Here is an 18,506-nt window from a genome sequence, read left to right as displayed (position 1 = left end):
GCGTGTGGTACGAGTTAGTTTGGTAAAAAACGGGGTTCTATGGCTTCCAGCAGAAGGCGGCCCAAGCATGGAAGGCAAAGGACTCCAAAAGCAGCCTTGCATCACCTTCTCCCTTAAAGGGAAACCGCGCATCCAGGCTTTCCAAGGCAGACTGGTTTTGGCGTACTTCCTGAAAAGTAGCACGAAAACATAGGCCCGAAGAAAACCGTGGTTCTTGCTGCGTGATGGCTTCAACAGGAGCCATCGCCCCTGTCAGGCCCATAGAACCTTCAAGTATAGCGTTAATTCTGCTGATTTTGAAAAAACCGGCAAAAAACGCCAGCCTCAGTTTCCAGTCCGGCTTCCTCTGGCGTAGGATGGTGGGTTTGCTTGATTTTTGCTGCCACCGTAGAGGAACCGCAAAAGCAGGTGAGGGAACCCGGCGTCCGTGCCGAACCCTCCCCATGCTCCCGTGGGTGTTCCCAAGAATTCAAGAGATCGCCTGATTCAGGCAAGGCTTGTTACTCCTCTGGCGAGGCCTGAGAAGACGGCGCCTTCCTGGCGGCAAAGCCGGCCTGCTGCTGAAGGGCTTCCAGGGCGCCGGACAGGTACACGAGCGGCGCGTTCCAGTTGATGGCGATCTCATTGGCGGCGTAGGAACAGTCAGAGTCTAGGTACATTTCATCTGGGGAAGTAGCGGTGTAACCGGGGCATTTGTCCTGCTTGTCTGCGTTGGCGTTGGTGCCGCCCGACAGCAGGCCCGGTACCGGCTCGGCCACCGCATCAGCCATGGAAGGGCGGTGGTGCGGGTGCAGGGTCACTTTTTCCCCGAACCCGGTCAGGAAAGAGTAACCCACGGCGTTGCGGCCCAGCAGATAATCCAGGTTGGAGAGGGCAGCCTGCAGGTATTTTTTGTCGTTGGTCAACTGATAAGCCTGCACCAGCGCAATGCCCTGGTTGGCTGCCACCGAGGAACTTCCCCAGATATAGTCTTCTTTCACGCGGCCCATCACGGTGCGGTAAGCGCCGCTGGCTGCGCCGGTCACCATGCCATCGGCTAGCTGCAAAAGCCTTTTCCTTAGTTCGGGCAGGTCTTTCTGGGCAGCGCCTTTCTGGTCTTTGTGCCGCAGGAGGGTGTAATAGCCCAACAGCCGTACCTGGGGCCAGCCTGGCAGCGGCATCCTGGCGTCGGGCAGCATGTTCACGGCGGTGTAGTAGGTGTCTTGGCGGGTGGTGGTGTAGAGCTCGGCGGCGGCCCAGATAAACTCGTCACTGAAGTCTTTGTCGCCGTAGGCGCCGGTGCTCACGTCTGGGTCGAAGTTCTTGTTCAGGCTCTCCTGGTCGTAGACCACATTGGGGTTCTTTAGGGCCCAGGCCCAGGCTTTGGTGGCGGCGGTAAGGCAGGAGTCAGCCAAGCCCGGAAACTCTTTGGAAAACCCTTTGTACACCCGGCTGGCCTGCGCCATGACCGCCGCGAAATTGAGGGCGGCCCCGGTTCCCTTCTGCACCACGTACCGGACGGAGGTGGCTTTGTCTGGCATGATGATTCCGTCAAAGGCCGCATTGGTGAGTTTGTGGTACACCCCGCCGTCATGCGGGTCTTGCATGGCCAGCATCCAGCGCAGGTTCCAGAGAGATTCATCCAGGAGGTCGGGCACCTGGTTCCCGCTCTCTGGCAGGTTCAATTGTTGGGTTTTGTAATACTGCGGAAAATCTTCATACGCAGAAAGCAGCGTGCCCATGGTGATGCCGCTGTTCACGATGTACTTGTTGTAATCCCCGGCATCATACCAGCCGCGCGGCGCGGAGATCACTGTTCCGGCCGGGCGCTGGGGTGTGGCCGCCGAGGCGTGCACCAATACCTTGTCATCTGGGTGCCCCGCCGGCCTATGCCATTTACCGGCATACTTCTGGGGCAGATCAACGGCGGTGCGCTGGAAGTAGAAGCCTTTGATGGCCGCCGCCGCCACCGCCTGGTGAACCTGGGGCTTGATGTCAAAGGGGTAAGAAGTGCCCACCCCCGGAATCTCCAGCACGTAGGTTCCCAAGGCGCTGACCTGACTGAAGTCGGCTACCCGGGTGGGTTTGTTGGAAAGCTCTGTGGGTTGCGAAGCCGCCAGTTGCCCGGTGAATACGGTCTTGCCCTGGTCAGCGGTTTTCAGCAGGAATCTTCCTTCTTTGGTGTCGCCTACCACTACGGCTATTTTGGCGGCGTTTGGATAAAAACCCACCTGATTCAGCCGGATTCGCTCCTGCCCTTGCGGAGCCTTGGGCGTTTTAGGCGGAGTTTGCGCCAGGGCGCAGGAAAAGGAAAGGCAGAACAGCGCTCCGCTGAGGGTTTTGGCAAGGAAAGGCATGTAAGTTTTCGTCAGGTTATAGGAGTCAGAACTATATTGATCACTCTAAAGGCACCTTCTTTTCATAGGCTTATGACCTTGACCGGCTAGGCAAGGCGCAGCTAGAAGGAAAGGCGGTTTTTCTCCTTTTTAAAAAACCAAGGTAGAAAATCGCCACCACTCCCAGGTGTACCAAATGTTTCACATCTGTCCCTCTTCGGTTAACCGCGAGTCTGCTGGCCTCCTGTTTCCCGCACGTGCAGGCGTAACGGGCAGGTCCGTCCAGTGATTGGCTTAGGCATCGGGCTTGGCCGCCTGCCGGCTTTCCGCGTACTGCGAGGGCAGGATGTGGTACTCTTCCTTGAAGTACTTGGTGAAGTATTTCCGGTTGTTGAACCCTACCTTGTAGGCGACCTCGGCCACTGTTAACTGGCTCTTTTCCAGAAACTGGGTTGCATGCTGCAAGCGTATCTTCCGGATGAACTCTACCGGCGACTGCCCCGTGATGGCCACCATCTTCTTGTACAGGTGCACCCGGCTCACGCCCAGTTCCCGGCTCATCTCCTCCACAGACAGGTCTGGGTTGCTCAGGTGGTCTTCCACGTACTGGATCGCCTTCCTGATGAGTTTATCATCCAGAGACACGATCTCGTTCTGGCTGGCCTGCACGCTGATCTTCTTCTCAAACACCTTCTGCAGAAGCTCGCGCTGCGCGATCAGGTTTCTGATTCTGGACAGCAGCATGTCAAAGTGGAAAGGCTTGGTGAGGTAATCATTGGCGCCTATGTCTAAGCCCTTCAGTTTCTTTTCATCTGAGGTGTGGGCCGTGAGCAGCACAAACGGGATCTGCGAGGTACGGGGGTCTCCCTTGATTTTCTGGCAGAACTCCATACCGTCTACCACGGGCATCATGAGGTCGCTCACAATCAGGTCTGGCAGATACGCCAGCGCCTTCTGCCAGCCTTCTTTGCCATCCTGGGCCTCCAGAATATGGAAGTGCGGGCTCAGGCTGTCTTTGAGGAAGAACCGGAAGTCTTCGTTGTCCTCGGCTACCAGCACCACGGGCTTGGGCTCTGGGAACGCCAGGCGCCGCCGATCCGCGGGTGAAGCAGGTTCCTCGGCGGGTTCGTAAGGAGCGGAGAGGATGGTTTCGGGCGCTTTTTCCACGGATTCCTTCACCGGGATCGTCACCGTAAAGCAACTCCCGGACCCGGGGGCACTATCTACGGTGATGACACCCCCGTGCAGGTGCACGAACTCCTGCACCAAGGCCAGGCCAATGCCGCTGCCCTGGTTCATGAGGTGCGCGGGCACAGTGTCCCGGAAGAACCGGTCGAAGATCTTTTTATGGTTCTCTTTGGCAATACCGATGCCGGTGTCGCGCACCTTCAGCTCCAGAATCATGATGCCTTCTGACGAGGAGTCAGAGGTATGGCCATGGAGCTCTACGTGGATCTGGCCCTGCGGCGGCGTGAACTTGAAGGCATTGGACAGCAGGTTGAACAGGATCTTCTCCAGTTTGTCATGGTCAAAGTACACGGTGAGTTCTTTCACGCTCGCTGAAAAGTTCAGGGCAATGCCTTTGGTGTCTGACAAGTTGGCAAATGAGTGCACCGTTTCCTGCACAAACGCCACCACCTCTCCCCGGGTGGGCGAGAGCCGCATGTCTTCCAGGTCCATTTTCTTGAAGTCCAGCAACTGGTTGACCATGTGCAGGAGGCGTTTGGCGTTCTTCTGGATCATCTGGAACTGCTGGCGCTGCCCGGGGTCCTCTGTTCCTTTGAGCAGTTTCTCCAGCGGGGCCAGAATCAAGGTAAGCGGCGTTCTGAACTCGTGGCTGATGTTGGTAAAGAACTTGATCTTGAGCAGATCCAGCTCATGCAGCTGGTGCGCCTGCCGCCGCTCCTGCTCCAGCTCAAACCGGGCCGTCGTCCTGCGCAATTCCACGCGCCTTATCAGCACCAGCGCAATAATCGCCAGCACCACATACAGCCCAAACGCCAGCGGGGTTTGCCAGAAAGGCGCCAGTACGGTGATGGTGAGGCGCGTGGCGGTGGGTGTCCAGACGCCGTCATTGTTAGAAGCCATCACGTTGAACACATAGGTGCCCGGGTCCAAGTTGGTGTAGGTGATTTTCCGGTTGTTATCGGTTACGGTATGCCATTCTTTGTCAAAGCCCTCTAACCTATAGCGGTACTGGTTTTTCTCGGGGTGCAGAAAGTTGAGGGCGGCAAATTCCAGCGAGAAAGCGTTCTCATCATGCTCCAGCGTGATCTGATCAGTGTCAGAGACGGCTTTGGCTAGAATCACCCTTCCGTTTACGGGTTGGCCCGCTTCCAGTGATTGGTTGAAGAGCTGGAAATCGGTGAACACCACCCGGGGAGCCGCCTGGTTTTTCCTGATCTGCTCTGGCCGGAAGAGGTTGAACCCGTTCGCGCCGCCAAAGATAAGCTCGCCGCGGCGGGTTCTCAGGGCGGCGTTCTCGTTGAAGGCTTTGCCCTGCAGGCCGTCCTGTTCATCAAAGTTCCTGAAATGGTAGCTATACTTCCCGCCTTTTTGCTGCACCGTGAGTTGCGCGATGCCGTTGTGCGTGCTCACCCACAACTGGCCGTTCTTATCTTCCAGAATGGTGGTTATGGTGTTGTTGGGCAGCCCGTCTTTGACCGTGAAATGGGTAAAGGTGTTGCCCTTCTCCTGGTACAGGTCCAGCCCTTCAGTGGTGCCTATCCAGATTCTGTTCCGGCTGTCTCTGTGGATGTAGGTGATGTTGTTGCTGATCAGGCTCCGGGGGTTTCGGGGATCATGGGAGAAATAGCTGCTCTTGCCGGTTTCCTTGTGGAACACGTCAATGCCATACCCGCCGCCTACCCACAGGTTGCCGTGGCGGTCTTGGGTGATGGAAGAGATGTAATCACAGTGGATAGGGAATTTGCCCGTGCCCACGCTGGAATGGATGAACCCGTTCTGCGCTGGGTCAAAGAGTTCCAGGCCACCCCGCAGGGTACCCACCCAGATATGGCCCTGGGTGTCTTCATACAGTTCCCAGACACTGTTGTCTGACAGGCTTCTGGGGTTGCCCGGCTCATTTTTGTAGTGGGTGAACGTTTGGCCGTTGAACCGGGAAAGCCCGCCCAGGTAGGTGCCCACCCACAGGTTCTGGTGCCGGTCCAGGAGCAGGCTCACCACCACATCATTGGCCAGGCTGTTGGCACCTGCCGGGTTGTGCCGGTACCGGGTGTATTTTCCCGTGGCCCGGTCCAGGTACAGCAGGCCCTCGCCGTTGGTGCCTATCCAGAGGTTGCCTTTCCCGTCTTCGGCGAAGGCGTTGATATCATCAAAAGGCAGGCTGCCCGGCAAAGAGGGTTGGTGCCTCACCAGCGGGAACCGCACCAGGTTCTTGTGGTAATAGTTGATGCCTTTCTTGAAGGTGCCTACCCACACAATGCCCTCGTTGTCTTTGTAGAGCGTGTTGATGCTGTTATGGGCCAGGCTTTTCGCTACCTCTTCGTTGTGCCTGATATAGCGCACCGTGAGCGATTTCTTGTCAATGACGTTGATGCCGCCGTGGTCCGCGCCTATCCACAACTGGCCCGGCTCGGCTTCCACAATTCCCCTGATCACGTTATTGCTCAGTTGCAGCCCGGGTGAGGATTTGTGGAAATGCCGCAGGGTTTTGGCTTTGCTGCTATAGAAATAGACGCCTCCCTCTTTTTCGCGCACGTAGAGCCAAAGGTCATCAGCGGAGTCTACCGTTACCGCGTAGTCCAGGGTTTCCTGGCTGTAATGGCGGTACATCTCTTCTTGCCGCTCCACCACTTTCAGCGTCTGGCCGTCCAGTTTCTCCAGGATGCCGTTTTTGTGCACCACCCAGATGTGGCCCTGGCTGGTCTGGCCCAACCCCGAGATATCATTGGTGCTGAGGCTGCCCTTCGCCGAGAAGGCGTGCTGCAAAGGAATGGTTTTCCGGTTTTTAACCTGGTATTTAAAGAGTCCCTGGCCAGCCAGGGCAAACCAGAAGTCTCCGTGGCAGTCTTTCAGGATGTCTTCAATGGCAGCGTTAGCGGGCAGATGATATGTTTTATAGAACTCGCGTAGGTTGCGTTGGAATTTCCCGGTGACCGGGTCAAACACGCAGCCTCCCTGCAAGGTCTGCACCCAGATCTTGCCGTCGGGCGCTTCCAGAAGCCGGGTGACATCATTGCTGATGAGCGAAGTGGTGTCATCTGACCGGTACTTGTACACTTTGAGTTTGTAGCCGTCGTAACGGTTGAGCCCCCCGGCCATGGTGCCTACCCACAGATAGCCCCGGCTGTCTTTCAGGAAGCATTTGACCTGGTTGCTGGAAAGCCCCTGGTCTATGTCTATGAGCGAGAACCTGAACTGCGTAGGCACCTGCGCCAGCGCCAGCGGCAGAACCCCCAGCACCAGCAACACCACTATTATGCCTTTTCTAACTCCCATACCTATCTGATCTTGCCCGGAAATCCTGTTGTAAAACCGATACCACGTCCGGTTCTGCCATTAAATTATCACTTTATTTGGACATACTTGACAACGCGGCCTGCAAAATGAAAATGCTTCCGTTTCAAGGCCATTTTCAGAAAAGCAGCCCGAAATCAATTCCCCTCTTAAAAGCGGCGGAAACTTCTGGTTAACATGACAGCCTCTTGCCCTATATTTCAGATGATCCTGTGCCCAGAGGGGCCGAAGCAGAGGTTTCAGGTAAGTATTCTCAAAACAAGCCAAAAAACAGCGTTCAGGCGTTCACCCCCTTCCGTCACTGGTGCCTCCAGAGAAACCGCCTCTGTCACTACCCCCCCATTGAAAGAGGAAGCCCAGCCGAAAAGAGGGTCTTTTTGATAAAAGGCCACCTAAACAGGTTTTTCAAATATATGGGCTAGGGCCGTGTGGCCGAAGGATCAAATGTTTCCTTTTGGTGGTGCATTTGTTAAGCACGACTCCTGGCTGGGTTTCTACTCAAAAAGATGTTTTATACTTGTAGAGCCCCTGTGCTATGTTACTTATAAACGGGCGCGATGTCTTAGAAAAAACCAACCACCACCATGAGATACATCACCCCACTGGCCCTGGCGTTCGCCCTGGGGCTGCAGGCCTGCAGTTCTACCCAAACAGGGCAGTCTGCCGCACCAGAAGGCGCCCTGGCTACCGCTACCAGCCCCGCTCCGGCTACCCAACCCCGCCGCGACCAGCAAATTGAGGATTTGCTCTCCAGGATGACCGTGGAGGAAAAAGTAGGCCAAATGACCCAGCTCACCATAGACCTGATCCTGAAAGACAACGAGGTCGCCACCGTAGACACGGCCAAGCTGCGTAAGGTACTGGCCAACTACCACGTGGGCTCCATACTGAACGTGCGCAACCGGGCGTATACCATTGACGAGTGGCACCAGGTTCTGAACGCTATTCATGACATGACGGAGAAAACCCGGCTGAAAATCCCGGTGATCTACGGCATTGATGCCATCCACGGCGCCAACTACCTGGCCGGTACCACCCTGTATCCCCACAACATCGGCATGGCCGCCACCCGCAACCCTGAGCTGGTAAACCGCCTGGCCCAGATCACAGCCCTGGAAACCAGAGCCTCGGGCATTCCATGGAACTTTGACCCGGTGTTGGATGTGGGCCGTCAGCCGCTTTGGCCGCGCTTTGAGGAAACCTTCGGCGAAGACGTGTTCGTGGTGAAGACCATGGGCGCCGCCGCCATCAGGGGCTATGAGCAGAACGGCAAGGGCCCGGACTTCACGGTGGCCTCCTGCATGAAACACTTTTTAGGCTATTCGTACCCGTCAACGGGCAAAGACCGCACGCCCTCCTATATTCCGGAGCAGATGATGCGCGAGATCTTCCTGCCGCCGTTCAAGGCCGCGGTGGAAGCCGGCGCTTCTACGGTCATGATCAACTCCGGCGAGATCAATGGAATTCCCGTGCACGGCAGCAAGTACTACCTGACGCAGATTCTGCGCAACGAACTGGGCTTTGAGGGCGTGGCCGTGTCTGACTGGGAAGACGTGATCCGGTTGCACACCCGCCACAAAACGGCCGCCACGCCCAAGGAAGCTGTGCGCCAGGCCGTTGAAGCCGGCCTGGACATGAGCATGGTGCCCACTGATCTTTCGTTCTATGACCATTTGGTGGCCCTGGTGAAAGAGGGTACCATCACGGAGGAACGCCTTAACCTCTCGGTGCGCCGGATTCTGGCCCTGAAAAAGAAATTGGGTTTGTTTGAGCAGGTCAGACCCAAAGCCGCCCTGAAAAGCACCATCCATCAGCCCGCCTTCGACCAGGTTTCCTTACAGGCAGCGCTGGAAAGCCTGACCCTGCTCAAGAACGACAGGAACGTGCTGCCGCTGCGCAAGACCACCAAAATACTGGTGGCCGGTCCCACCGCCAACACCTTGGCCGCGCTGCACGGCAGTTGGTCGTATATCTGGCAGGGCACCGATGAGAAGCAATATCCCGCCAAAGCCAAGACGGTGCTTCAGGGCCTGGCGGCCGAGATTGGGCAAGACCGCGTATTTTCCCGCTCCGTGGCAGATTTCACCAACGCGGCCAATTATAACGTAGCCCAACTGAAGAAAGACGCCGCCCAGGCACAGGCCATTGTGCTTTGCCTGGGGGAGAAAGCCTACGCCGAGAGCCCGGGCGTGATTGATGACCTGGACCTGGAGGAAAACCAGCTGGCCCTGGTGAGAGCCGCTAAAGAAACCGGAAAACCCGTGATCATCGTACTGCTGGAAGGCCGGCCCCGGACCCTGTCGGCGGTGGAGCCGCTGGCGGATGCCATTCTGTTGGCTTACCGCCCGGCTACCTTTGGCGCGGCGGCCATTGCCGATGTGCTGTTCGGGGATTATAACCCAGACGGGGTGCTGCCCTTCACCTACCCCCGTTTCTCTGGTGATGTGCTCACCTATGACCACAAAGGCACGGAGATCATCCGGGAAGATATTCCGAACGCGGCCGGCAACCGGGGCTTCAACCCGCAGTGGATGTTCGGACACGGCCTAAGCTACACCACCTTCGCGTTCTCTGACCTGCGCGTGAACAAACCCACCTTCACCACCAATGACCAATTGCAGGTAACCGTGCGGGTGAAAAACACCGGCAGCAAGGCAGGCAAGAAGGCTGTGGAATTGTACAGCCATGACCAGTTCGCCAGCATTACCCCCAGCGCCCGCCGCCTGCGCGCCTTCTCCAAGGTAACCCTGCAGCCCGGCGAAGAGAAGGAAGTGCGGTTCACCCTCACCGCCCAAGACCTGGCCTTCGTGAACGAGGCCGGCAAATGGGTGACGGAACCCGGGGCCTTTGACCTGATGGTAGGCGACCAGAAAACCGTGATCACCTTGCAGTAACCGGTACTTAGGCAAGCTTCCCGTTTTAGGCCCTTTTTTTACCAAACCCGCCTGAAACGGGAAGCTTTGGTGCATTTCCACCTGAAATGCCATCTGCCAAACCCGATGGAAGGCTATCGCCTTACGGAAGTTTCCAACTTCCGGATATTCCAGGTCCAAGTTGAAAACTTGAACCAGAGGTTGGGTCTGGTGAAGGAATCGGCACTGCCGGCAATCCGAGCTAGTGCCATGCCTATTTTAGGGTTTATTTTCAAGAATCGCCCTGAGAGCGCACCTGCCCGGCTTCAGTTCTTACAGCTTTTTTATTCTAACCTGGATCACCTTATGAAATCAGTGTCGCGTTCTTATTTATTCGGGGTGATGCTTCTGGTGGTGTCGCTGGGGCTGGGTTGCAAGAGTACCGAATCTGAAAAACCCGACAAACCCACCCGGGCGCAGACTCCGGTGGAAAAATACGGTAAGTTGAGCATTGTGGGCCCTCGGGTGGTAGACCAAACCGGGAAAGCGGTACAGTTGCGGGGCATGTCGCTCTTCTGGAGCCAGTGGCAGGGCGGCTTCTACAACCCGGCGGCGGTGAAATGGCTCAAAGACGACTGGCAGGTGACGGTGATCAGGGCGGCTCTGGCGGTAGATCACGGCGGCTACCGGCAGAACCCGGAGGTGGAGAAACAGAAAGTCATTGCGGTGGTGGAAGCCGCCCTGAAAGAAGGCATCTACGTGATCATTGACTGGCATGACCACGAGGCGCACAAGCACATAGCACAAGCCCGGGCGTTCTTCGGGGAGATGGCCCAACGCTTTGGCCAGTACCCCAACGTGATTTATGAACCCTACAATGAACCCCTGGAGAACGCTGATTGGGCAATCCAGATAAAACCCTACCACGAAGCCATTATTCAGGAAATCAGGAAACACGACCCGGACAACCTCATTGTCTGCGGCACCAGAATGTGGTCACAGCGGGTAGACGAGGCCGCTGACAACCCCATCCGGCAGCCCAACATTGCCTACACCCTCCATTACTACGCGGCCACCCACAAACAGGAACTGCGCACCATTGCCACCAAAGCCATCAACAAGGGCGCCGCCCTGTTCGTGACTGAGTTTGGCACCTGCGCCGCCGACGGGAACGGCAAGGTAGACGCAGCGGAAAGCAAGTTATGGTGGGAGTTCCTGGACCAACATCAGATTTCCTGGTGCAACTGGTCGGTCGCGGACAAAGACGAAGCCGCATCAGCTTTGAGGCCCGGCGCCAGCGTCAATGGCCAGTGGACGGCCGCCGACATCAGTCCTTCGGGCCAACTAGTGAGGCAAGAGCTTCTGAACAAAGCAAAACTGGAAAAAGCCCAGCCGTAGAAAGCCTCCAGAGGTGTTTAAGATGAAACAGTAGGTGCCCGCCATTACATTTGCGGGCTCCTACTGGTTTTGCGCTCTTCAGGGCTTCCCTCTTCTAAGCCCTTTTTACAAAAAAGCCCCTAAACCGTTCTTACCTAAGCTACCCTTGTCATCCTGAAAGGATCTTGGTTGCGTACGGCAAGGACAGTGCAGGCATGCCTTTCTAGTTCGCCCACAAGATCCTTTCAGGATGACAAAATAGGGTGTATCTGGTAACTGAGCATGCCACAGAACCCTTTCCAGGGGAGAAAAAAGGAACTGGGTTGTCTCTTACTGATGCATTTACCCCATCCTGATAAGACCCTAGGGCTTTAGGGCGGGACAACCGGCACATATCTTTAGATGAAGACTCTGGAGCCGGAGTAGTTTTGCCGGAACTCTTTGGGCGTGCAGCCATTCTTGCGCCGGAAAATGCGGTTGAAGTACGACAGGTTATTGAAGCCGCATTTAAATGACACCTCAGAAATGGTCTCGGTGGTGTCAATAAGCATGCGCGAGGCGTGGCCCAACCTGATTTCATTGAGGCTCTCAATGAAGGTTTTTCCCGTGCGTTTTTTGATAAACCGGCTAAAAGAGACCTCAGACATATTCACCACTTTAGAGACATCTGCTAGAGACACTTCCTTGTCATAGTTGGCCTGCATGTACTCAAAGGCCTTTTCAATGCGGCGGCTGTAGTAATTGAACTGCTCTGAGGTGAAGGAGCTGTTAGACAAAGTCCGCATGTTGCGCGATACCGACAGATCATGCAGAATGGAGATCAGCTCCAGCACGGAGTCAAAACCGCCTTTCTGGGTGAGTTGCTCCAACCGGGGCTTGAACGCTTCCTTTATTTCCCGGGAGAAGGAAATGCCTTTGCTGGCCCGCTCCAGCAAGGTCTTGATAAAACTCAACTGATTCCGGCGCAGGAACTTCTCATCCAGCAGGTCTTTGTGGAACTGGATGGTGATCTCCATGATTTCCTGGCTTTTGCACTGGTGCGTAAACCAGCCGTGGGGCAAATTACTGCCCACCAGCACCAGCTCCAGGTCGTCTAGGATCTCCACGTGGTCTCCTACCACCCGCTTGGCCCCGGCGGCGTTGTAAATGAAATTCAGCTCAAAGTCCTCATGGTAATGGAGCGGAAAATTAAACTCCTGCTTTACCCGCGAGAAAATGGTGAAACAATCATTCTGGGTTAAGGGTGTGATCTCACGATAAATAGAACTCATACTTCTTCTGCTAGGCGGTCAAGGTACAAAGAAGAAATAAAATGGCTGTCATCGGGATAAAAAAATACCAGTAATGCCATTTGCTAAACCTGCTCTTAAAGTGCCGCCGGTTAAGAAAGAAGTAGCTTGAACCATTTATAACCCAAACAGCCCTCGTGGGATAGACACTAGTATGCTTATCCCCTTTACTCTTATCTCTTTATCTATTAGCTTAGATACTTCGGCTTGCTGATACATGCGTCTTCCTTACGTTTTTGGCAAACAGATACAAAAGCACCTAGGGGCCGATATCGGGTAAGAACATTAGAGCAGCGCCATTATCCATCAAACAAACGATAAAATAGTATTATACCTCGGCATAAAATCTATGTAGTTTTGTAAAGTAGCCTTTTGTCTCTGCTCAGGAAAAATAAAGGAGAGCGGCCTCCCTTTTTCGCAGACCCTTCTTTTACCAGAGAAATGAAAAAAGAGGGTAAAAACAGGTGAATTGCTTACGCATACAACAGGGCAGCCCCAGCGGTGGCAAACCAACAGGCGGCACCTTCCCAATACAAACCAGAAGCTTCTACACAGACAGAACCTATGACAAGATTTCTCCTGGCCTTCCTTTTCTTGGCGCTGTCGCACCTTCCCTCCTGGGGGCAGGAGTTTCAGCCCATCAACCGGAAAGCCACACCTGAAACCAAGAATTTGTACCACAACCTGAAGCGCCTCGCGCAGAAAGGCATCATGTTCGGGCACCAGGATGCGCTGGCCTACGGGGTGGGTTGGAAGTATGAGCCGGGCCGCTCAGACGTGAAGGAAGTGGTAGGCGAATACCCGGCGGTGGTAGGCTGGGAACTGGGCCACTTGGAACTAGGCAAACCCATGAACCTGGACAGCGTCCCGTTCCAGAAGATGCGGGAGTTGGCCCAGGAGGTGTACGCCAAAGGAGGCCTCAACACCTTCAGCTGGCACCTGAACAACCCCGTTGACCCTTCCAAAACCAGTTGGGACGCAGCCGATTCCACCATTCAGCACCTGTTCCAGGACAAGAAAGCCCTGAAACGCTACAAGTCCTGGTTAGACGGGCTGGCCGGTTTCATGAAAAGCCTGAAAGGGCCCAAAGGCGAGTTGATCCCGGTGGTGTTCCGGCCCTTGCATGAGCACACCGGCAGTTGGTTCTGGTGGGGCCGCCAGCACTGCTCGCCCGAGGAATATAAGCAGATGTGGCGCTTCACGGTAGATTACCTGCGCAAGAAGAAGGCCCATAACCTGCTGTTCGCGTACTCCACCGACCGTTTCACTTCCCGTGAGGATTACCTGGAACGGTACCCCGGTGATGACTACGTAGACATGGTGGGCTTTGACATTTACCACCGTCCGCCCGCAGACCCCAACGTACTAACCCAGGCTAACCAAAACTTCATCCAGGATACTCGCCGCATGGTGGAAACCCTGCGCCAGATTGGCCAGGAGAAAAACAAAGTCTGGACGCTGAGTGAAACCGGCCTGGAAACCTTGCCTCAGGCAGACTGGTGGACTAACGTGCTCACTCCTATCATCAAAGACGCGGGCTTGTCTTACGTGATGGTGTGGCGCAACGCCCGCAAAGAACATTTTTACGCCCCTTATCCCGGCCAGAAAAGCGCCGAGGATTTCAAGGTCTTTTACCAGAACCCCAACGTGTTCTTCCTGGACAAAGTAGCCCGGGAGCGCCTCTATGACCCGGCACCGCCGGAGAAAGCAGGCGCCAAGCTATAGCTGCTTTTTCCAGATATTCACCCCGCCCCTTACGCCCCAAACAAAACAGACATTTCATCCCGCACCCATGAGACTAACCGCGCTGGATATCAGCATCATTTTCATCTACCTCATAGCGGTAGCGGCAATAGGCCTGTTCTTGCAGAAAAGAGCGAAGGCGAACAAGGAAGCTTACCTGCTGGGGGGCAATACCCTGCCGTGGTACGCCCTGGGTCTTTCCAACGCCTCTGGCATGTTTGACATCTCCGGCACCATGTGGATGGTGATGCTGGGCTTTGTGTATGGCCTCAAAAGCATCTGGATTCCGTGGCTATGGCCGTCGTTCAACCAGATTTTCCTGATGATGTTCTTGGCGGCCTGGTTGCGCCGCTCTAACGTGACCACCGGCGCCGAGTGGATGCTCACCCGCTTCGGCCGGGGCCGGGACTCCAACAAATCGCACGCCATTGTGGTGGCCTTTGCCTTGCTGAGCTGCCTGGGCTTTCTGGCGTATGGCTTCATCGGGTTGGGTAAGTTCGTGGAGATATTCGTGCCGTGGTCAGCGGTGCAGCCGTATGTGCCGTTTACCGTTTCAGCCGAGTTCGTGCCTCATTTTTACGGCATGCTTTTCACTTTCTTCGCGGTATTCTACTCTATTCTGGGTGGAATGGCCAGTATTGTGTGGGCCGATGTGCTCCAATACGCCATCATGACCGCGGCCTCCGTGGTGGTGGCGGTTCTGGCCATGAACAACCTGGACACCGCCCCGCTGAACGTGCCCGAAGAATGGAAAACGCCTTTCTTCGGGGCTACCCTGAACATGGAGTGGACGGGCATTATTGATGATGTCAACGCCAAGATCCAGTCAGATGGGTACTCGCTCTTCGGCATTTTCTTCTCACTCATGGTCTTCAAGGGAATCCTGGCCAGCTTATCCGGCCCTACGCCCAACTATGACATGCAGAAGATCCTTTCTTCCCGTTCCCCGGCCGACGCCGCCAAAATGAGCGCCTTTGTTTCCGTGGTGCTGATTCCTACGCGGTACCTGATGATCATGGGGTTTACGGTGCTGGCCATCCTGAACTATGACCAACTCAACCTGCATTCAGCCAGCGGCATTGACTTTGAGCGCATCCTTCCGGCGGCTATCCAGAGGTTTGCCCCCACAGGGATCATGGGTCTGCTTCTGGCGGGCCTTCTGGCGGCCTTTATCGGCACGTTTGCCGGTACGCTCAACGCGGCCCAGGCCTACTTGGTAAATGACGTGTACCTGAAATACGTGAACCCCGAGGCATCTAACGTGGCGGTGAACCGCATGAACTACGCCACCGGTATTGTGGTGGTGCTGGTGAGCATGGCGCTGGGCTTTATGGCCAAAGACGTCAACAGCCTGCTGCAGTGGATTGTGGCCGGTCTGTACGGGGGCTATATCTCCGCAAACGTGTTGAAATGGTATTGGTGGCGCTTCAACGGCAACGGCTTTTTCTGGGGCATGTTGGTAGGCATCATCGCGGCCTTGATCTTCCCTTATTTCACCGAGGGGCTTGACCTATACTACTTCCCATGGTTGCTGCTCATCTCGTTGACCGGTAGCCTCATTGGCACCTTTATGGCACCACCCACAGATGCCGAGACCCTGAAAAGCTTCTACAAGACCGTGCGCCCGTGGGGCTTCTGGAAACCAGTGGCCGACCAAGTGAAAGCCGAAGACCCCTCCTTCGTGGAAAACAAAAACTTTGTACTGGACATGTTCAACGTACTCATTGGGGTAGTGTGGCAGATGAGCCTCACGGTTCTGCCTATTTACCTAATCCTGGGCATGCATAGGGAACTGATGGTTTCCGGCGGGATTATGCTCGTGTGCAGCCTGATCCTGAAGAAAACCTGGTGGGACAAACTGCCTCAGGATTCTGACTCGGTAGCGGCCCTTCTCAAACGAAAATTAGTTTCTCATTCTTAATCTTCTGCGGCCTTACCCCGGCTGCTCCCCCAACACCTTAATCCTATTACCATGGAAAATGCCTTCCAGCAAAGACAGCAAGCGTTGGAGAAGTCTTACGCCGACCTTATCAACAGAAAGAACGAAAAGCAGCCCCTTGGCAACGGCATCTACCACCGATACAAATACCCGGTGTTAACGGCTCAGCACGCGCCTCTTTTCTGGCGGTATGACCTGAACCAGGACACCAACCCGTTCCTGATGGAGCGGATTGGCATCAACGCCACCTTCAACGCCGGGGCCATCAAATGGAATGGCCGCTACCTGCTGGTGGTGCGCGTGGAAGGCAATGACCGCAAATCGTTCTTCGCGGTAGCGGAAAGCCCGAACGGCGTGGACAACTTCCGGTTCTGGGATCGCCCCATCACCCTGCCGGAGACGGAGAACCCGGACGGCAACGTGTATGACATGCGCGTGGTGCAGCACGAAGACGGCTGGATATACGGCCTTTTCTGCACCGAGCGCAAAGACCCCAATGCCCTGCCCGGCGATGAATCCTCGGCGGTGGCGCAGTGTGGTATTGCCCGCACCAAAGACCTGGTCACCTGGGAACGTCTGCCAGACCTGAAAACCCCGTCCCCTCAGCAGCGCAACGTGGTTTTGCACCCTGAGTTCATCAACGGAAAATACGCCCTGTATACCCGTCCGCAGGATGGCTTCATCAACGCCGGTTCCGGCGGAGGCATCGGGTTCGGCTTCACCGATTCCATGGAGAACGCCGTGGTGGAAGAAGAGATCATTGTAGATGGCAAGCAGTACCACACCGTGTATGAGGTAAAGAACGGCCAGGGCCCCGCCCCGCTTAAAACAGAGAAAGGCTGGCTGCACCTGGCCCACGGCGTACGCAACACGGCCGCTGGCCTCCGCTACGTGCTGTACCTGTTCCTGACGGATCTGGAAAATCCCGCCCAAGTCATTGCCAAACCGGGCGGGCACTTCATCGCCCCGGAGGGCGAGGAAAGAGTGGGTGACGTGTCTAACGTGGCCTTCGCCAACGGCTGGATCATGGACCAAGACGGCCGCGTGTTCATCTACTATGCCTCCTCAGACACCAGAATGCACGTAGCCACGTCTACCGTTGACCAATTGCTGGACTACGTGCTGCACACCCCCGCAGACGAGTTCCGCTCCGCCGCCTCTGTGCAGCAGATCAACCGACTGGTAGACAAAAACCAATCCTACATCCAGGGCAAAAAGCAGGTGATGGCCCCAGAACTAAACGGCGCAAATTAATGGCTACTGCTTCCACTACCTCTTTCGCACCCCAGCTTAGAACCTACCAACAGGAGATGGAAACCGAGTTGGCGAGAATTCTTGGGTTCTGGGCTGAGAAAACCCCGGATCACCAGCACGGCGGGTTCGTGGGGCAGATAGATCATAGCGGGCAGGTGAACCCTCAGGCGCCCAAAGGCAGCATCCTGAATGCCCGCATTCTCTGGACGTTTTCGGCCGCTTTTAAGCAAACGGGGCAAAAAACCTATCTGGAGATGGCTACCAGGGCGTTTGAGTATATGCTTTCTTCCTTTCTTGATTCTGCCCACGGCGGCGTTTATTGGATGGTAGACGCCCAAGGCCAGCCTTTGAACACCCGCAAGCAGATTTACGCGCTGGCCTTCACCATCTACGGCATGAGCGAGTTCTATCTGGCCACACAAAATGAAAAGGCGCTGCAGGTAAGCCAGGAATTATTCCGGTGGATAGAGAAGTACAGCTTTGATGCGGAGCACGGCGGCTATCTGGAAGCCTTCAGCCAAACAGGCCAGTTACTGGAAGACCTGCGACTGAGCGAGAAAGACCGCAACGACCCGAAGACCATGAACACGCACCTGCATGTTTTGGAAGCTTATGCCAACCTTTACCGCGCCTGGCCAGACCAGCACCTGGGCACGCAACTGAGGGGCCTGATTGAAGTATTCCTGCACCGCATTATTGACCCGGCTACCGGTCACCTGCACCTGTTCTTCTCCCGCGACTGGACTTCTTCGGGGAACCTGGTTTCCTATGGGCATGACATTGAGGCCTCGTGGTTGTTGCAGGAAGCCGCTGAAGTGTTGGGGGACCAGGCGCTACTTTCAAGGGTGAAAGTGGTAGCGCTCACCATGGCAAACGCCACGGCAGAAGCGGTACTCCCCGATGGCAGCCTGTACCATGAACTGAACCTTGACCAAGACCACTATGACACCCACCGCGAGTGGTGGGTGAGCGCCGAGGCCATGGTGGGCTTCTTCAACGCCTATGAGTTAACCGGCTCCCAGGACTTTCTGCAGCGGTCTCTGAACTCCTGGAAATTCGCCCAAACCCACCTCCTGGATTTGGCGGGAGGCGAGTGGCACTGGGGCGTGCACGATGATTACTCCCTCATGGCCCAGGAAGACAAAGTGGGTTTCTGGAAATGCCCCTACCACAATGCCCGGGCCTGCCTGGAAATCATGCACAGATGCCAGAAAGAACTCAGCCAAAGCTGACCTTCCTGCGCCAGGTTTACCGTCTG

At 55.7% G+C, this 18,506-nt stretch carries 9 protein-coding genes; 6 read left to right on the top strand and 3 right to left on the bottom strand.

Annotated elements, in window-relative coordinates:
* Window positions 1–500 precede the first annotated feature (500 nt).
* Both FOE74_RS20890 and FOE74_RS20885 read right to left on the bottom strand, forming a co-directional pair.
* The gene (locus FOE74_RS20890) at window positions 501–2,336 is read right to left on the bottom strand and encodes a glycoside hydrolase family 9 protein (RefSeq protein ID WP_149100589.1); all 1,836 of its coding nucleotides are present in this window, start codon (window positions 2,334–2,336) and stop codon (window positions 501–503) included.
* A gap of 273 nt (window positions 2,337–2,609) precedes the next feature.
* Window positions 2,610–6,776, bottom strand: coding sequence for a hybrid sensor histidine kinase/response regulator transcription factor (locus FOE74_RS20885; protein WP_149100588.1), 4,167 nt, complete (start codon window positions 6,774–6,776; stop codon window positions 2,610–2,612).
* A gap of 602 nt (window positions 6,777–7,378) precedes the next feature.
* On the opposite strand from FOE74_RS20885, the gene FOE74_RS20880 reads away from it, so the two are divergent.
* Together FOE74_RS20880 and FOE74_RS20875 are read left to right on the top strand one after the other, a co-directional pair.
* Window positions 7,379–9,688 (top strand): glycoside hydrolase family 3 N-terminal domain-containing protein, encoded by a 2,310-nt coding sequence (locus FOE74_RS20880; RefSeq protein ID WP_149100587.1) that lies wholly within the window; start codon window positions 7,379–7,381, stop codon window positions 9,686–9,688.
* A 324-nt stretch (window positions 9,689–10,012) separates the two neighbouring features.
* Window positions 10,013–11,044, top strand: coding sequence for a glycoside hydrolase family 5 protein (locus FOE74_RS20875; RefSeq protein WP_225840920.1), 1,032 nt, complete (start codon window positions 10,013–10,015; stop codon window positions 11,042–11,044).
* Between the two features lie 377 nt (window positions 11,045–11,421).
* Here the strand turns inward: FOE74_RS20875 and FOE74_RS20870 are convergent, their stop codons facing one another.
* Window positions 11,422–12,294, bottom strand: a complete 873-nt coding sequence (locus FOE74_RS20870) for an AraC family transcriptional regulator (protein ID WP_149100586.1) — start codon at window positions 12,292–12,294, stop codon at window positions 11,422–11,424.
* A gap of 582 nt (window positions 12,295–12,876) precedes the next feature.
* Between FOE74_RS20870 and FOE74_RS20865 the strand changes: the two genes are divergently transcribed.
* The 4 genes from FOE74_RS20865 (at window position 12,877) to FOE74_RS20850 (ending at window position 18,480) form a co-directional block, all read left to right on the top strand.
* Window positions 12,877–14,037 carry a glycoside hydrolase family 26 protein gene (locus FOE74_RS20865; protein ID WP_149100585.1) on the top strand — a complete coding sequence of 387 codons (1,161 nt, stop codon included), beginning with the start codon at window positions 12,877–12,879 and terminating at the stop codon, window positions 14,035–14,037.
* Window positions 14,038–14,104: 67 nt separating this feature from the next.
* Window positions 14,105–15,976 carry a sodium:solute symporter family protein gene (locus FOE74_RS20860; RefSeq protein ID WP_149100584.1) on the top strand — a complete coding sequence of 624 codons (1,872 nt, stop codon included), beginning with the start codon at window positions 14,105–14,107 and terminating at the stop codon, window positions 15,974–15,976.
* 51 nt (window positions 15,977–16,027) lie between these two features.
* Window positions 16,028–17,248, top strand: a complete 1,221-nt coding sequence (locus tag FOE74_RS20855; protein ID WP_149100583.1) for a glycoside hydrolase family 130 protein — start codon at window positions 16,028–16,030, stop codon at window positions 17,246–17,248.
* Entirely contained in the window at window positions 17,248–18,480 is a 1,233-nt protein-coding gene (locus tag FOE74_RS20850; protein ID WP_149100582.1) for an AGE family epimerase/isomerase, read from the top strand. Before FOE74_RS20855 ends, FOE74_RS20850 begins: the two co-directional genes overlap by 1 nt.
* The last annotated feature ends 26 nt before the right edge of the window (window positions 18,481–18,506 follow it).

This window comes from Rufibacter glacialis (genome assembly GCF_008271745.1).
Lineage (GTDB): Bacteria > Bacteroidota > Bacteroidia > Cytophagales > Hymenobacteraceae > Nibribacter > Nibribacter glacialis.
This window is presented reverse-complemented; position numbering and strand designations above follow the sequence as displayed.

Excerpts from the sequence above, each read along its gene's own strand:
- FOE74_RS20850 (WP_149100582.1), top strand. The coding sequence starts at position 17,248 with ATGGCTACTGCTTCCACTACCTCTTTCGCACCCCAGCTTAGAACCTAC.
- FOE74_RS20890 (WP_149100589.1), bottom strand. The coding sequence starts at position 2,336 with ATGCCTTTCCTTGCCAAAACCCTCAGCGGAGCGCTGTTCTGCCTTTCC.
- FOE74_RS20870 (WP_149100586.1), bottom strand. The coding sequence starts at position 12,294 with ATGAGTTCTATTTATCGTGAGATCACACCCTTAACCCAGAATGATTGT.
- FOE74_RS20855 (WP_149100583.1), top strand. The coding sequence starts at position 16,028 with ATGGAAAATGCCTTCCAGCAAAGACAGCAAGCGTTGGAGAAGTCTTAC.
- FOE74_RS20865 (WP_149100585.1), top strand. The coding sequence starts at position 12,877 with ATGACAAGATTTCTCCTGGCCTTCCTTTTCTTGGCGCTGTCGCACCTT.
- FOE74_RS20885 (WP_149100588.1), bottom strand. The coding sequence starts at position 6,776 with ATGGGAGTTAGAAAAGGCATAATAGTGGTGTTGCTGGTGCTGGGGGTT.
- FOE74_RS20875 (WP_225840920.1), top strand. The coding sequence starts at position 10,013 with ATGAAATCAGTGTCGCGTTCTTATTTATTCGGGGTGATGCTTCTGGTG.
- FOE74_RS20860 (WP_149100584.1), top strand. The coding sequence starts at position 14,105 with ATGAGACTAACCGCGCTGGATATCAGCATCATTTTCATCTACCTCATA.
- FOE74_RS20880 (WP_149100587.1), top strand. The coding sequence starts at position 7,379 with ATGAGATACATCACCCCACTGGCCCTGGCGTTCGCCCTGGGGCTGCAG.